The 14,549-nt window shown below is 34.5% G+C and carries 13 protein-coding genes; 4 read left to right on the top strand and 9 right to left on the bottom strand.

Annotated features, from left to right (window positions below; genetic code table 11):
• Nucleotides 1–106: 106 nt before the first annotated feature.
• A complete protein-coding gene (gene dnaK / locus H4O20_RS01955) occupies nt 107–2,014 on the bottom strand; it encodes a molecular chaperone DnaK (RefSeq protein WP_185098122.1) in 1,908 nt (635 codons plus the stop codon).
• 247 nt (nt 2,015–2,261) lie between these two features.
• On the opposite strand from dnaK, the gene H4O20_RS01950 reads away from it, so the two are divergent.
• The 3 genes from H4O20_RS01950 to panB all read left to right on the top strand — a co-directional run bounded on the left by H4O20_RS01950 (nt 2,262) and on the right by panB (nt 6,269).
• Nucleotides 2,262–3,515, top strand: a complete 1,254-nt coding sequence (locus tag H4O20_RS01950; protein ID WP_185098121.1) for a nitrate/nitrite transporter — start codon at nt 2,262–2,264, stop codon at nt 3,513–3,515.
• Nucleotides 3,516–3,907: 392 nt separating this feature from the next.
• Nucleotides 3,908–5,341: an L-serine ammonia-lyase gene (locus tag H4O20_RS01945; RefSeq protein WP_139854561.1), complete on the top strand. Its 1,434-nt coding sequence runs from the start codon at nt 3,908–3,910 to the stop codon at nt 5,339–5,341.
• Between the two features lie 109 nt (nt 5,342–5,450).
• Entirely contained in the window at nt 5,451–6,269 is an 819-nt protein-coding gene (gene panB, locus H4O20_RS01940) for a 3-methyl-2-oxobutanoate hydroxymethyltransferase (protein ID WP_185098120.1), read from the top strand.
• A 63-nt stretch (nt 6,270–6,332) separates the two neighbouring features.
• On the opposite strand, the gene H4O20_RS01935 is transcribed toward panB, so the two are convergent.
• The 3 genes from H4O20_RS01935 to corA all read right to left on the bottom strand — a co-directional run bounded on the left by H4O20_RS01935 (nt 6,333) and on the right by corA (nt 9,733).
• On the bottom strand, nt 6,333–7,886 hold the full coding sequence (locus H4O20_RS01935) for a DEAD/DEAH box helicase (RefSeq protein ID WP_185098119.1): 1,554 nt from the start codon (nt 7,884–7,886) through the stop codon (nt 6,333–6,335).
• A gap of 175 nt (nt 7,887–8,061) precedes the next feature.
• Nucleotides 8,062–8,586, bottom strand: a complete 525-nt coding sequence (gene msrA / locus H4O20_RS01930) for a peptide-methionine (S)-S-oxide reductase MsrA (protein ID WP_185098118.1) — start codon at nt 8,584–8,586, stop codon at nt 8,062–8,064.
• A gap of 61 nt (nt 8,587–8,647) precedes the next feature.
• Nucleotides 8,648–9,733 carry a magnesium/cobalt transporter CorA gene (gene corA, locus H4O20_RS01925; protein ID WP_139854554.1) on the bottom strand — a complete coding sequence of 362 codons (1,086 nt, stop codon included), beginning with the start codon at nt 9,731–9,733 and terminating at the stop codon, nt 8,648–8,650.
• 250 nt (nt 9,734–9,983) lie between these two features.
• Between corA and H4O20_RS01920 the strand changes: the two genes are divergently transcribed.
• Entirely contained in the window at nt 9,984–11,711 is a 1,728-nt protein-coding gene (locus H4O20_RS01920; RefSeq protein WP_139854552.1) for a sodium:solute symporter family protein, read from the top strand.
• 55 nt (nt 11,712–11,766) lie between these two features.
• Here the strand turns inward: H4O20_RS01920 and H4O20_RS01915 are convergent, their stop codons facing one another.
• From H4O20_RS01915 to H4O20_RS01895, 5 genes are all read right to left on the bottom strand, one after another.
• Nucleotides 11,767–12,138 (bottom strand): VOC family protein, encoded by a 372-nt coding sequence (locus H4O20_RS01915; RefSeq protein WP_139855016.1) that lies wholly within the window; start codon nt 12,136–12,138, stop codon nt 11,767–11,769.
• A 185-nt stretch (nt 12,139–12,323) separates the two neighbouring features.
• Nucleotides 12,324–12,689, bottom strand: coding sequence for a DUF2200 domain-containing protein (locus tag H4O20_RS01910; protein WP_185098117.1), 366 nt, complete (start codon nt 12,687–12,689; stop codon nt 12,324–12,326).
• Between the two features lie 14 nt (nt 12,690–12,703).
• Nucleotides 12,704–12,967 (bottom strand): hypothetical protein, encoded by a 264-nt coding sequence (locus H4O20_RS01905; protein ID WP_185098116.1) that lies wholly within the window; start codon nt 12,965–12,967, stop codon nt 12,704–12,706.
• A gap of 28 nt (nt 12,968–12,995) precedes the next feature.
• Complete coding sequence (locus H4O20_RS01900; protein WP_185098115.1) at nt 12,996–13,427, bottom strand: hypothetical protein; 432 nt, start codon at nt 13,425–13,427, stop codon at nt 12,996–12,998.
• Nucleotides 13,428–13,720: 293 nt separating this feature from the next.
• Nucleotides 13,721–14,536: a prohibitin family protein gene (locus H4O20_RS01895; RefSeq protein ID WP_139854547.1), complete on the bottom strand. Its 816-nt coding sequence runs from the start codon at nt 14,534–14,536 to the stop codon at nt 13,721–13,723.
• Nucleotides 14,537–14,549: the final 13 nt, after the last annotated feature.

The raw sequence follows: 14,549 nt of genomic DNA, 5'->3' as shown, positions 1-14,549 counted from the left end.
TGCGGTTTTGTATTAAGCTTATATAATGTTGCTTGTAAAAATCCCTCGACTATGCTTGGGATAAGCGATTGATAAATTTTCACTTAGAGCGAAAATTGATCTCAGCTTACTTTACTTCTTCGAAGTCAACGTCTTCCACATCACTGTTTTCAGTGTTGCTTCCCTGCTCAGCTCCTGCTCCAGCATCACCTGTTGGTGCACCTTGAGCATCTGCTTGCGCTTTGTACATTTCTTCAGAAGCAGTTTTCCAAGCTTCATTTATCTTATCTAAAGCTGGTTGAATTGTAGCTAAATCTTGTGATGCGTGTGCTTTCTTCAATTCTTCTAAAGCTTCCTCAATTGGTTTCTTTTTATCATCAGATAATTTATCACCAAATTCTTTCAGTTGCTTTTCAGTTTGGAAGATCATTGCATCTGCTTCATTCAACTTATCTACTTTTTCTTTTGCAGCTTTATCGCTTTCAGCGTTTGCTTCTGCATCAGCTTTCATCTTCGCGATTTCTTCTTCTGTTAATCCTGAAGAAGCTTCGATACGGATGTCTTGAGATTTATTAGTAGCCTTATCTGTAGCGCTTACTTTAATGATACCATTAGCATCAATATCAAACGTTACTTCAATTTGTGGCACACCTCTTTGTGCTGGTGGTATTCCGTCTAAGTGGAAACGACCAATTGTTTTATTATCGTTTGCCATTGGACGCTCTCCTTGCAATACGTGAATTTCAACACTTGGCTGATTGTCTGCAGCTGTAGAGAATACTTGACTTTTCTTAGTAGGAATTGTAGTGTTAGCTTCAATTAATTTAGTCATTACACCTCCCATAGTTTCAATTCCAAGAGAAAGAGGAGTTACATCTAAAAGAAGTACATCTTTTACATCTCCAGTTAATACACCTCCTTGAATTGCAGCTCCAACAGCTACTACTTCATCAGGGTTTACACCTTTATGAGGTTTTTTTCCGAAGAATTTTTCAACAGCTTCCTGAACTGCAGGAATACGAGTTGAACCACCAACTAAAATTACTTCATCAATATCGCTCTTGCTTAAACCTGCAGCTTTCATTGCAGTTTCACAAGGAACCATAGTTCTCTTAACTAAATCGTCAATTAATTGCTCGAACTTAGCACGAGACAATGTTTTAACCAAGTGTTTTGGTCCGCTAGCAGTAGCAGTAACATAAGGTAAGTTGATTTCTGTTTGTGCAGCAGAAGAAAGTTCAATTTTTGCTTTTTCAGCAGCTTCCTTTAAACGTTGTAACGCCATAGGGTCTTTACGAAGATCGAAATCCTCTTCAGCCTTAAACTCATCTGCTAACCAATTGATTATTTTTTGGTCAACGTCATCACCACCTAAGTGTGTATCTCCATCAGTAGCAAGTACTTCAAAAACTCCGTCTCCTAATTCAAGGATACTAACGTCATGCGTACCACCACCAAAGTCAAACACAACTACTTTTTGGTCTGTTCCTTTTTTGTCAAGACCGTAGGCAAGTGCAGCAGCAGTTGGCTCATTAATAATTCTTTCTACTTTAAGACCAGCAATTTCTCCAGCTTCTTTAGTAGCTTGACGCTGACTGTCATTAAAGTATGCAGGAACAGTAATTACTGCACGAGTAACATCTTGTCCTAAATAATCTTCTGCAGTTTTCTTCATTTTTTGAAGAATCATTGCACTTAATTCTTGTGGCGTATATAAACGGCCATCGATATCAACACGAGCTGTATCGTTATCGCCTTTTACTACCTTGTATGCAGAATGTTCTGTTTCTTTTAAAGACTCAGAATATTTATTCCCCATAAATCTCTTAATAGAGCTAATGGTTTTTGTTGGGTTTGTAACAGCTTGACGTTTTGCAGGATCACCTACTTTAATTTCGCCACCTTCCACAAATGCGATTACAGAAGGAGTCGTTCTTTTTCCTTCGGCATTAGGAATAACTGTTGGCTCGCTTCCTTCCATTACGGCAACGCAAGAGTTTGTTGTTCCTAAGTCGATTCCAATTATTTTACTCATAATAGTATTGTTTGTTGTTTATTATTTATGTTGTGTATTCTTAATTTCGAGTTCTATAAGTCAATGATTGTGCCAACCAAATTGTACTGCCATCATGTCATAAATATATTTAAATCCGTCATTAATAATGGTTTAATTGCCTTCCTGAGCATATCAGAATGGTAAAATTCTATTCTAACTACAATAAAAACATCTTCTTTTTAAAATACACTACTTTTACAAGAAGCAAATTTTATAAAATAAACAATTGAATAATAAAAAGCCTTCAAAACAATATATAGCATATATTATCCTATTAATACTTGCGGGGGAAGCTGTCTTTATCTTACCATTTGTATTGGCACGAGTTTTTAGAGCTACTGTTCTTGAAGTTTTTCAAATCAATAACACAGAATTGGGATTTTGTTTTTCGGTATATGGAATAGTGGCAGTCTTCTCTTATTTATTTGGCGGTCCTTTAGCAGATAGATTTCCTCCTCGAAAATTGATGGGAACAGCTTTAATACTTACAGCATTAGGCGGACTTGTTTATGCCAGCTCCCCTACTTTTCAAACTTTAATAATTCTTTATGGTTTTTGGGGGTTTACAACAATTTTTCTGTTTTGGTCGGCAATGATAAAAGCCACCCGCGTTTGGGGTGGAAATGACAGTCAAGGAAAAGCATTTGGCTTTTTAGATGGAGGGCGTGGATTAGTAGGCGCACTCTTTGGATTGCTTGGTGTATTTGTGTTTTCTCTGTTTGTTTCTGAAACTGAAATATCGTCTGAAGTTCAATTAAAGGCCTTCCACTATGTAGTATATACCTCCTCCGCCCTTGTTGCTATAATTGGAGTAATAGTATTATTTTTCTTAAAAATTGATAAAGAAACTGAAGCGACAAGCCATGAGAAAATCACTTTTAAAAATATAAAAACAGTCCTAAAATTACCTTCTGTTTGGCTCCTTATGGTTATTATAATATGTGCCTATGTAGGGTATAAAATAACCGATATATTTTCGCTCTATGCCAAGGACGTAATGTTATATAGCGAAGTAGATGCTGCCAAAACAGGTACGTTCTTATTATTTATTCGCCCTATTGTAGGTGTTGTAATCGGATTTCTGGCAGATCGTTCTCGTCCCTCCATTTACCTGTGTATCGGATTTGTACTTTCATTTTTTGGAGGGTTACTTTTTGCCTCTGGTATTTTAGACCAAGAAACAGATGTATTATTCTTTCTTTCTATAATTGTTACAGCCGTTGGTGTTTACGCTGCTCGTGTTCTTTATTTCGCCGTTATGAAAGAAGGCAACATACCTTTAACGCTTACAGGAACTGCAGTGGGAATTATTTCCTTTATAGGTTATACACCTGAGGTTTTTGCAGGTCCCGCTATCGGGTATTTTTTAGATGGCTCCCCTGGTGAAAAAGGCCATCAGCAGGTATTTTGGATGTTGACAATCTTCTCGGTAATAGGATTTTTAGCGTCATTTATTTTTTATCGCATTTCAAAAAAGTAAAAGTTGAAATCTACTAGAATTGGCGGATAACGATTCCGCTTTTAATTGAGATTTATTTAAAATCTTTTTCCAATGGTTATAATTCCTTGATTTCTAAGCATAATACATTTATAGAAAGTTTATCTATAACCCAAAATAACAGTCTCCTCACCTTGTAGTATTTCTTGCCTCCGTCTATTTAATGGTTACCACTCATTAAAGTATGCCCCCACTAATCCTGCATTAGGTAGTCGCTATTAAAAATTTTAGGGAGCTGCATAAAAACACTTATCTCGTGTCTTATCTTTATTTTTGTAGGTTTACCTGAAAAAAACAATTTCAAGCAGTAATTGTTAACAATTAACGTCTTCTGTTTAGCTAAATGTTTTAAAATTTCTTAGGTTTGACTCAAGATAAAATTTATGGAAAGTATTAGTGTTTTTGACATGTTGTCGATAGGTGTTGGGCCGTCTAGTTCCCACACTTTAGGTCCTTGGCGCGCAGCATTGCGTTGGGTTGAGGAGTTGAAAGATGATAATAAATTTGATGAGGTAGTATCGCTAACTGTAGATCTATATGGCTCGCTTTCACTAACGGGAAAAGGTCACGCTACAGATATAGCTGTAATGCTAGGTTTAATGGGGTTTGACCCTGTTACATTTCCCATTGAAAATATAAATAAAGAGATAGACTTTATTACTTCGGAAAATAAGCTCAAACTTAACAACGAGTTAGAGGTGCCGTTTGTCCCGAAAGAAAATATAATCTTTAATAGAAAGTTTCTTGAATTCCATCCCAATGGAATGACTTTTAATGCCAGCTTTAAAGACGGATCGAAAGAATCTACCTCTTTTTATTCCATAGGTGGAGGATTTACTGTTAAAGAAGAGCGCAAGCAGGAAAAAGCAAAAATGGAGAAATTTGCACAGTTCCCTTTCCCTATTCAAAACGGAGCGGAACTAGCTGCATACTGCAAATCTGAAAATAAAAGTATTTCAGAAATAGTTCTCGAGAATGAAAAATCATTGCGTTCGGAAGCAGAAATAACAAATGGTTTAAAAGAAATTTGGGACGTAATGCTTGACTCTATGTATGTGGGTGCACATACTGAAGGAATTTTACCTGGTGGCCTAAATGTTACCCGAAGAGCATTCGAAATGAATAAAAACCTTATTGGGGACACCACATATAATAATGCTGAAGAATGGATAGATGCCATTAGAAATACCGAAGTAAAATTTCGACAAATTCTGAAATGGGTTTCTTGTTTCGCATTAGCTGTTAACGAAGTAAATGCATCTTTAGGTAGAGTTGTAACCGCTCCAACAAATGGAAGTGCTGGTGTAATTCCTGCCGTAATGATGTATTATATGGTGATTGAAAACCACGATGCAAATTTTGAAGACGTTCAGAAATATTTATTAACTGCTGGCGAAATAGGAAGTCTTTTCAAAAAAGGAGCTACTATCTCAGCGGCTTTAGGTGGATGTCAAGCAGAAATTGGTGTATCATCATCAATGGCTGCAGGTGCGTTATGCGAACTTATGGGCGGAACGCCAGATCAATGCTTAATGGCTAGTGAAATTGCTATGGAACATCACCTAGGTTTAACCTGCGACCCAATTGCTGGTTTGGTTCAAATTCCTTGTATAGAGCGTAACGCAATGGGAGCAATTAAAGCTATAAACGCTTGTGAAATGGCACTTAACAGTGATCCTGCCAAGGCAAAAGTACCTTTAGATAAGGTAATTGCAACAATGTGGGAAACGGCAAAAGATATGACATCGAAGTATAAAGAAACTAGTGAAGGAGGTCTTGCAGTACAAGTTAATGTAAGCGATTGTTAATTCACAGTATTTAATATTGATATAAAAACACTCCAGGAATTATCAAATCCAAAATCCAAGTTTCTAATGTCGTAATTTATTACTTTTACCATTCAATTTCAATATAACTATGAGTATAGCTAAAAAAGAATACAAACGCATTACCACCAAAACTTTGGTGGATATGAAAAAGAAAGGTGAAAAGATTTCGATGCTAACTGCATACGACTTTACCATGGCCAAAATTGTAGATAGTGCAGGAATAGACGTAATTTTAGTAGGTGATTCTGCTAGTAATGTGATGGCTGGACACGAAACCACCCTACCCATTACCTTAGACCAAATGATATATCACGCAGCTTCAGTAGTTCGTGCTATTGAGCGCAGCTTAGTTGTAGTTGATTTACCATTTGGAAGCTATCAAAGCGATCCAAAAGAAGCACTTCGCTCTGCCATCAGAATTATGAAGGAAAGTGGCGGACACGCAGTTAAGCTTGAAGGAGGAAAAGAAATAAAAGAATCGGTAAAACGAATCTTAAACGCAGGTATCCCTGTAATGGGACACTTGGGGTTAACACCGCAATCAATTTATAAATTTGGAACGTACACTGTACGCGCTAAAGAAGAGGAAGAAGCCGATAAGTTAATTGAAGACGCTCTTTTATTGGAAAGAATTGGATGCTTTGCTATTGTTCTAGAAAAAGTTCCTGCTAAGCTAGCACAACAAGTAGCCGAAAAAATTAGTATTCCAGTTATTGGAATTGGAGCCGGGAACGGCGTAGATGGACAAGTTCTAGTGCTTCACGATATGATTGGAATGACTCACGAATTTAATCCTCGTTTCCTTAGACGTTATTTAGATTTGTATACTGATATGAAAAATGCATTTACTCAGTATAGTAAAGACGTAAAGAGCGGCGATTTCCCTAATGAAAGTGAACAATATTAAGTCTAAAAATTAAAACTCTGAATTCTAATTTAATTTTTAGAATTCAGAGTTTTAATTTACTTCTTACTCTTCAGGTGCATACCCGTGAATTTCTTCAAAGATTTCATCAAAGTTCTCTCGAAGATAATTTCTAAATTTTAAACGGTAATCTTCTTTTAGCCAACTAATGAAGTTACCTGTACTTTTACTAATGCACTGCGTATACTTTTCAATTCGATAATCGATATCATCTCCTAACATTTTCGCTAAAGCAAGTGCGTCGTAAACATCTTCACTGTTTTCTACACAAATTCGCGCGTGTTGTTCAATAGATCTTTCTAAAATTACCTTACTAGATTCACCTTTTGCTACAGAGTCTTGATAGGTTTGTTTAATATCAAAATAAACGTTCTCACTCTTTGCAAACTCATTGCGCACCTCTTCTGGCATTTCGTAACGGAAGTTACTTTCTAATTCCTCATCGCTCACTAAGCGATCCATAAAGAAGTCAGGTGAATTGAATATTGCCTGCCAATCTAAAGGTGCCTCCCATGGTCCAAATCGCTGAAAGTTGTTACCAAGGTCGATAACCGAGAACTTAGTTTTATTATTCCAAATACGCGAACCACGACCAATCATCTGAAAGTAAAGCGTTAAAGAACGTGTCGCTCTATTAAGAATAATTGTATCTATCGATGGTTCATCAAATCCTGTAGTTAAAATGCTTACAGATGTAAGTATAGCATCAGGAGTTTCACGAAACCAATTTAAAATTTGCTTTCGCTGTTTTTTTGTAGCTGTATTATCTAAGTGCATTACAGGCAAACCTTCTGCCTTTAAGTGATAATACACTTGGATAGATGTATTAATACCGTTGTTGAAAATCAATGTTTTCTTACCGTTAGAGTGCGTTCTATACGCCTCAAGTAAACGGTCAAGCATATTTACTCCAGAATAAAGATCATCTGATGATTTTACAGTATAATCACCATTAGAACCAATCTCCAAAGATGTTAGCCCCATATTGTATTGAAAAACTTCAATTTGAGCTAGAAACTCATTATCAATTAACGACTGAATACTTTCTCCAACAATCAGTTCTTGATAGTTATCCTTCATCGGAAGATTTCTATTAGAACTTAATGGAGTTGCTGTAACGCCAAGGATAAATGATTTTTCAAAGAATTTAAAAAGCTTTGTAAATGAGTTATAGTGAGCCTCATCAATAATAACTAATCCAATATCTGAAATATCAAGTTTATCATCGTTCAAACGGTTGTTTAAGGTTTCAACCATTGCCACAAAGCAACTGTATTTTGCTTGATCGGAAAGATTAGCAGTACTATTAACAACTTTGTTTACAACACCAAAACTTGTAAGCATTTCAGAAGTTTGCTTACATAGCTCCACTCGGTGAGTCATCACCAAAACTTTTTTATTGTGAAGTTTAAGATATTGACGGACAATTTCAGAAAAGATAACTGTTTTACCTCCACCTGTTGGTAATTGATACAACAAGTGATAATCGTCTGGAGCGGTTTCAAATTTTTCAAAAATTTGATCTATTGCCCCTTTTTGATAGCTATATAGCTCCTTATCAGTTTTTTTTTCTTTTAGTGCGTCTGTTACCTCCATCATAAATTCTACCTTTTTTAGAAGGTGCAAAATTACGTCCTTTTTTCACAATGCAAAATAATATCTTTTGACGCTTGAATTTTTAACGAATAACAGCAAAAAAAGAGCAGCTAAAAACCCTCACCCTCAGTGTTTAAAGGAATTTTAAGTAATGAAATTTAAAATTAGATTTTTAATTCTATTTAAGCTTATCACTGTGCATTTTACGTAACCTTGCCAATTTTGGAGAAATTACCGCTGTACAATATCCAGCAGTTTGATTGTTGGCATAATAATCTTGGTGATCTTCTTCAGCTTCATAAAATGTTTGTAACGGACTTATTTCTGTTACAATGGGATTTGTGTAATAAAGCGACATCTCCTTCACTATAATTTCTGAAATTTCCTTATGAGCTTCGTTGTGATAATAAATTACCGAACGGTATTGTGTCCCTACATCCGCCCCCTGACGATTTAGGGTTGTTGGATCGTGACTCGTCATAAAAATTACTACTAAATCTTCGTACGAAATTACTTTAGGATCGAAACTAACTTGTACTACTTCAGCGTGACCTGTTAAACCTGAACACACTTCACGATAGGTTGGTCTTCCAGGAGCATTCCCTCCAGTATAACCCGAAACAACTTTTTCTACTCCTTTCACTTGATCAAATACTGCTTCAATACACCAAAAACATCCACCGCCAACTGTCATTAATTCCATTATATAGTCTTTTTAATTTTATAAAAATATTTTTAAAATTTCATCGAAATAGAGAAGCCAATTATATCCACTTTTTTCTTTTGAAATACCAAAGTAAGCCCAGAAAAACAAGAATCATTAACCCCCAAAGGTAATAATACCCATATCTAAGATGAAGTTCTGGCATATTATCAAAATTCATTCCGTAGATACCTGCCATAAAGGTAAGCGGAATAAATATAGAAGCCATAATTGTCAAGACCTTCATAACTTCATTCATCTTGTTACTGATAGTCGTCATATACATATCCATCAAACTCCAAATCATCTCTCGGTAAATTTCCACACTTTCATTAACTTGAATTATATGGTCGTATAAATCGCGAATATATTTATTGGTACGCTCTTCTATAATGGTGTAATCTATTTTTTCTAATCTATTTACAACTTCTCGCAAAGGAACGACTGCTTTTCTAATTTTTAATATTTCCTTTTTTAGTTGTTGAATCTCCTCTGCAATATCTGGGTCTTCTTTTTTATCGAAAAGCTTATCCTCTAACAACTCAACCTTATTGCTTAAATACTCAATAACTGAAAAATAATTATCCACAACTGCGTCCAGGATTGCAAACATTAAATAATCTGCTCCTACCCCACGAATCCTACCTTTACCGTGTTCTAAACGTTCCCTCAAATCACTAAAAACATCTCCTTCGGCTTCTTGAAAAGTTAACACATAATCCTTCCCCATAACCATACTAATATGCTCATTGTTAAGCCTATCATTGTCGTAATGAAGCATTTTAAATACTATAAACAAGTATTCTTCGTATTCATCAATTTTTGGACGTTGATATGTACTTACTATATCTTCTTGAATTAATGGATGTAGTTCAAAATGGTTCCCGAGTGTAATAATATCATCGGTATTGCTAAGTCCGTTTACATTTATCCAAGTAATATTTGTAGAATCTTCGTAGTTAAAAGCCTCATTAATATCATTTGTTTTAAATCGATGATAATGATCCTTAGAGTAATCAATTATATCTAACTCTGTAATTGTCGTGACTTTTTTACCAGTATACTTAACAGTACCAGGAGATAAATTTCTGGCTCTTTTGGGTTCTATTTTAGTTGTTTTCGCTTTACTCCTACGTTTTGCCGTCATAGAAAATCAATTATTTTTTTAAAGGTAGGAAATAGAAATTAGAATTTTTAGTATGAAATGTAAAGTTCCAATAAATGGTTTAAAACCATAATGTTAATTTGGCTTGGTATTTATTTAAAAGAAATGTTCAATGATTGAACTTTGTGAATTGTTTAAAAACTTGTGAATATTTAAATTACCGAACTTTTAAAAAGCCTTTCAAAATAAGTACTTTAACCGAAGTTTAAAAACAACCAATTTTACTAAAATTATGCACTTAACCACCATCGATTGGATCGTTATAATTACATTTTTTATAATATTTATTACAATTGGTCTAGTTGTAGCTAAAAAAGCTGGAAAAGATTCAAAATCCTTTTTTCTTTCCGATAGAAATATGCCTTGGTGGCTTCTTGGAGTTAGTATGGTGGCAACAACTTTTGCTGCAGATACACCAAACTTTGTTGCAGGGGTTATTCGTGAAGACGGCGTATTTGGAAACTGGATTTGGTGGAGTTTCTTACTAACAGGAATGCTTACCGTATTTTTCTACTCTAAACTATGGCGAAAAAGTGGGATTACAACCGATTTAGAATTTTATGAATTGCGATATAGCGGAAAAAGCGCCGCCTTTTTAAGAGGTTTTAGAGCCATCTATTTAGGAGTTTTCTTCAACATTGTAATTATGGCGAACGTTTGTCTCGCAGCAATTAAAATTGGACACGTTATGTTCGGTTTATCTTCCTATGAAGTATTATTAATTGCTTCGCCGGTAGTAGTTATTTACTCAGCCTTTGGGGGCTTAAAAGGAGTTTTACTTACAGATTTTGTTCAATTTATAATCGCCATGGTTGGAAGTATTTGGGCGACCGTTTACATAGTAAATATGCCTGAAATTGGTGGGATAGATAAATTACTCGCTACTCCAACTGTAGCAGCAAAAACAGCAATGCTGCCAGACTTTTCTAAACCTGAGTTATTAATCCCATTGCTTATAATTCCGCTAGCTGTGCAATGGTGGAGCGTATGGTATCCAGGTGCGGAGCCAGGTGGTGGTGGTTATATTGCCCAAAGGATGTTAGCCGCCAAAGATGAAAAACACGCAACCTATGCTACCCTATTTTTTAATATCGCACATTACGCACTTAGACCATGGCCGTGGATTATCATCGGTCTTGCATCCATCGTTGTTTTTCCAAATATAGAAAGCCTACAGGCGGCCTTCCCAAATTTAGATCCTGATTTTGTAAAAAATGACCTTTCTTATCCAGCAATGCTAACTTTCTTGCCAGCCGGTTTATTAGGAATTGTAATTACATCATTAATTGCAGCTTTTATGAGCACAATCTCGACGCATTTAAACTGGGGAAGTTCGTATGTTGTAAATGATTTTTATGTACGTTTTCTTCGAAAAGAAGCTACTGGAAAAGAGCAAGTTGCTGCTGGTAGAATTTCTACGGTGGTGATGATGATTTTCGCAGGCTTATTAGCACTTGTTCTAGAAGAAGCTCGTGATGGCTTCAACTTATTACTTTCTATTGGAGCAGGTACTGGATTATTGTTTATTTTAAGATGGTTTTGGAGTAGAATAAACCCCTATAGTGAAATTGCCGCTATGCTAATTTCATTTTTAATTGCTGCCTTTTTCTTTGTTAATGGAAAAATGGACACTCCAATGATTGAAATTGCTGGTCATTGGCAATTAGTTCTTGGGGTTGTAATAACCACAATTGGATGGGTACTTGTAACGCTATTAACAAAACCGTCAAATGCTGAAACACTAAATAGCTTTAATAGCTTAATTTTTGGAAATGAATCCAAGTTTAAAGGGTTTGGAATGAAAATTCTAGGCTTTTTTGCAGGGGTTGTAGGGGTTTACTGTACACTATTTGCCATCGGGAATTTTATTTACAGCAATACAATTTTAGCCTTTAGCCTTACTACTGTAGCTTTAATCTGCGGACTGGTAGTTATAAAATCTTTTCAGAAAACGGAATAAACTATATAATAAAGACCTTCTAAATTAGAAGGTCTTTATTATCCAATTAGTGAATCTATCGATGTTGGTCTATTAAAATAATATTTCCATCAGGATCTGTAAGAGTTATACTTGCGGGGCCCGATGTATTTTCATCTGCTTCTGTAGAGAGTGCTACCCCACTCTGTTTAAGGCTTTTTTGAATTTCCCTTACATCATCAAAGCTTTCCAAGTTCTGTGCATTTTCATCCCAACCTGGGTTAAAGGTTAAAATATTTCCTTCAAACATTCCTTGAAAAATGCCGATTAGTGCATTACCATTTTTCATTATAAGGTAATTGTGCTCCATACTTCCTCCAAAGACTTTAAATCCTAAGTTTTCGTAAAATTGTTTTGAAACCTTTAAATCCTTTACATTCAGACTAACTGAAAAGGCACCTAATTTCATATCGTTATCTTCCATTTTATTAATTTTAGTTAGTGTAAGATTATCCTCCTTTGGAAAATTCGCAAATACATTATTGATATATAATCCAATTCCAAAAGACAATAGAACTGTTAATATTGATAAACTTATTTTTTTTGTCTTCATAAATGAGTTTTTTTAAGAGGTTAAATTGATTTTTAAAAAAATTATTCCATCCTAAGTATTTTATCCATTTTGCGGCCTTTAGCTAACTCATCTACCAATTTATCTAGGTAACGAACTTGTCTTGTTAATGGATTTTCAAGTTCTTCTATGCGATATCCACAAATCATACCTTTGATGAGGTTGGCATTAGGATTAAGATTAGCTTTTTTAAAGAAGGTTTCAAAAGTTGCTTTTTCTTCAATAAATTTATTTAAATCGCTTTCATTATACCCTGTAAGCCATTCTATTACTTGATGTAATTCTTCTATTGTTCTATCTTTCTTTTCAACCTTTGTAATATAATGTGGGTAAACCGAAGCGAAAGTCATTTTGGCTATACGCTCGTTATGTTCTGGGGTGGTTTTCATATCGTTTTGATAGTTTACTGTTTTGCTATCTTTTTACTTATCCATATTCCTATAAAGTAAAACAAAATTAAATACCCTATAAGTAATACACTTCCAATAATCCATCCAATTACTCCTAAAGTAAAGCCGAAGCTAAAAAAGTATGTTTGAAAACTCCCGATAGGATCAAAAGTCAGAGGAGAATTTGATGGTTTAGATAGTAAATCAACCGATAGAATAAACAGGATTACTCCAACTATCAAGCTAAACAAACCGATATTTCTTTTATTATATTTCATATTTTTAAGGCTAATTAGGAAATCGGTTTTAATGATTATTATTATCTCTTCCCAATTTTTGTCTAAAGATTTTAAGGATTATCTTAAATAATACCGGCATTAATGATAATTGTAATACTAACGTAAATACCAAGGGAATAAAAATCCCCACCATATCAAATTGAATAATATTCAACCAGCTTAAAGATATCAGTAAAACTGTTCCTCCTATTCCATTGATCAAAATTGACTTTAAATATAAAAATGGAAAACATTTATATTTTCTTTCATTTTGTAAGATGCATAATACCACTGGAGCTAAAAAACTCTGGTAATTATCTTCAATTCGTATTCGAAAAGTGATTTGATTTAATCTTTTTATTTGAAGCTCATTTCCGTTCTTAAGTAGAATTTTTTTTGTTTCTTTTATCGAAATAGTTTTAATTTCTTTAATCAATTTTTCATTTTGATTGTCTAACATCTGTACTAAATCTTTCTTAGATTTCTTTTTTTAACTCTATTCTTCTAAATTATTCGTGATAAAAGTACAGAGTATTATTTCCTTAAAATTAAATAAGACATTCGCTTAAATTTAACAAATTCAAATAATAATTTGGATAATTCCTATAGTTATATATCAATAATTATAAAAAAACCTTCCACATGGGAAGGTTTTAAATATTTACATTCGATAGATTTCCGTTTAGCAACAAGCTGAGCATTTGTACATTACCCATTGCAAACTAAGTGGAATGTATCGGTCTCAAATTGATTTTAGTTATTCCCTAAAATTAAAGGTAAACCACTATCTCCAGAACCAACAATTACAACTTTAGAGTTTGGTGATTGTGCAAGTTTTAAAGTTGCATCAATTCCTTTATCTTGAAGCACCTTATCTGTTAACGAAGCACTTAAAATTGCGTTTGCGTCTGCTTTACCTTGTGCTTCAATTCTTACTTTTTCAGCTTCTTTAGTCGCTTTTTCCAAACGGAATTCATACTCTAAAGATTCTTGTTCTTGACGGAGCTTACGCTCAATAGCATCTTTAATTGCCGGTGGAAGCGTAACATCACGAACTAATACTTCGTTTAATTGAATGTATTGTTTGTCTAAAATTTTCTTAGTTTCTTCAAAAATCTCCTCTTGTATTGCATCTCTTTTACTAGAATAAAGTTGTTCAGGTGTATAACGACCTACAACACTTCTTGCCGCACTTCTTATTGCTGGCTGAATTACACGTTGTAAATAGTTTTCTCCCTTCTCTTGATGAAGTTTCGCTATGTCGTTGCTCTCTGGTTGATACCATGCAGATGCATCTAGCTTTATTTCTAGTCCGTTAGAAGAAAGAACTTGCATTTTTTCACTAAGCTCTTGTTGGCGTACCTCATATATAAAAACCTTGTTCCAAGGCGCTATAATATGAAAACCTTCACCTAATGGTGGTTCGTCGGTTACCACACCATTTCCGAAAGTTTGATATAATACTCCTGCGTGACCAGAGCTAATGGTAACAGATGATTTTGAAATTAAAATAATAAATAATACAATTCCTACAATTACAGGTATTGTTAACTTGGGAAGTTTTTCCATTTTTAAAAAGTAT

Source organism: Aequorivita sp. 609 (genome assembly GCF_014212065.1).
Taxonomy (GTDB): domain Bacteria; phylum Bacteroidota; class Bacteroidia; order Flavobacteriales; family Flavobacteriaceae; genus Aequorivita; species Aequorivita sinensis.
Note: the sequence above shows the minus strand (reverse complement) of the source record. Positions and strands in the feature narration are given on the sequence as shown.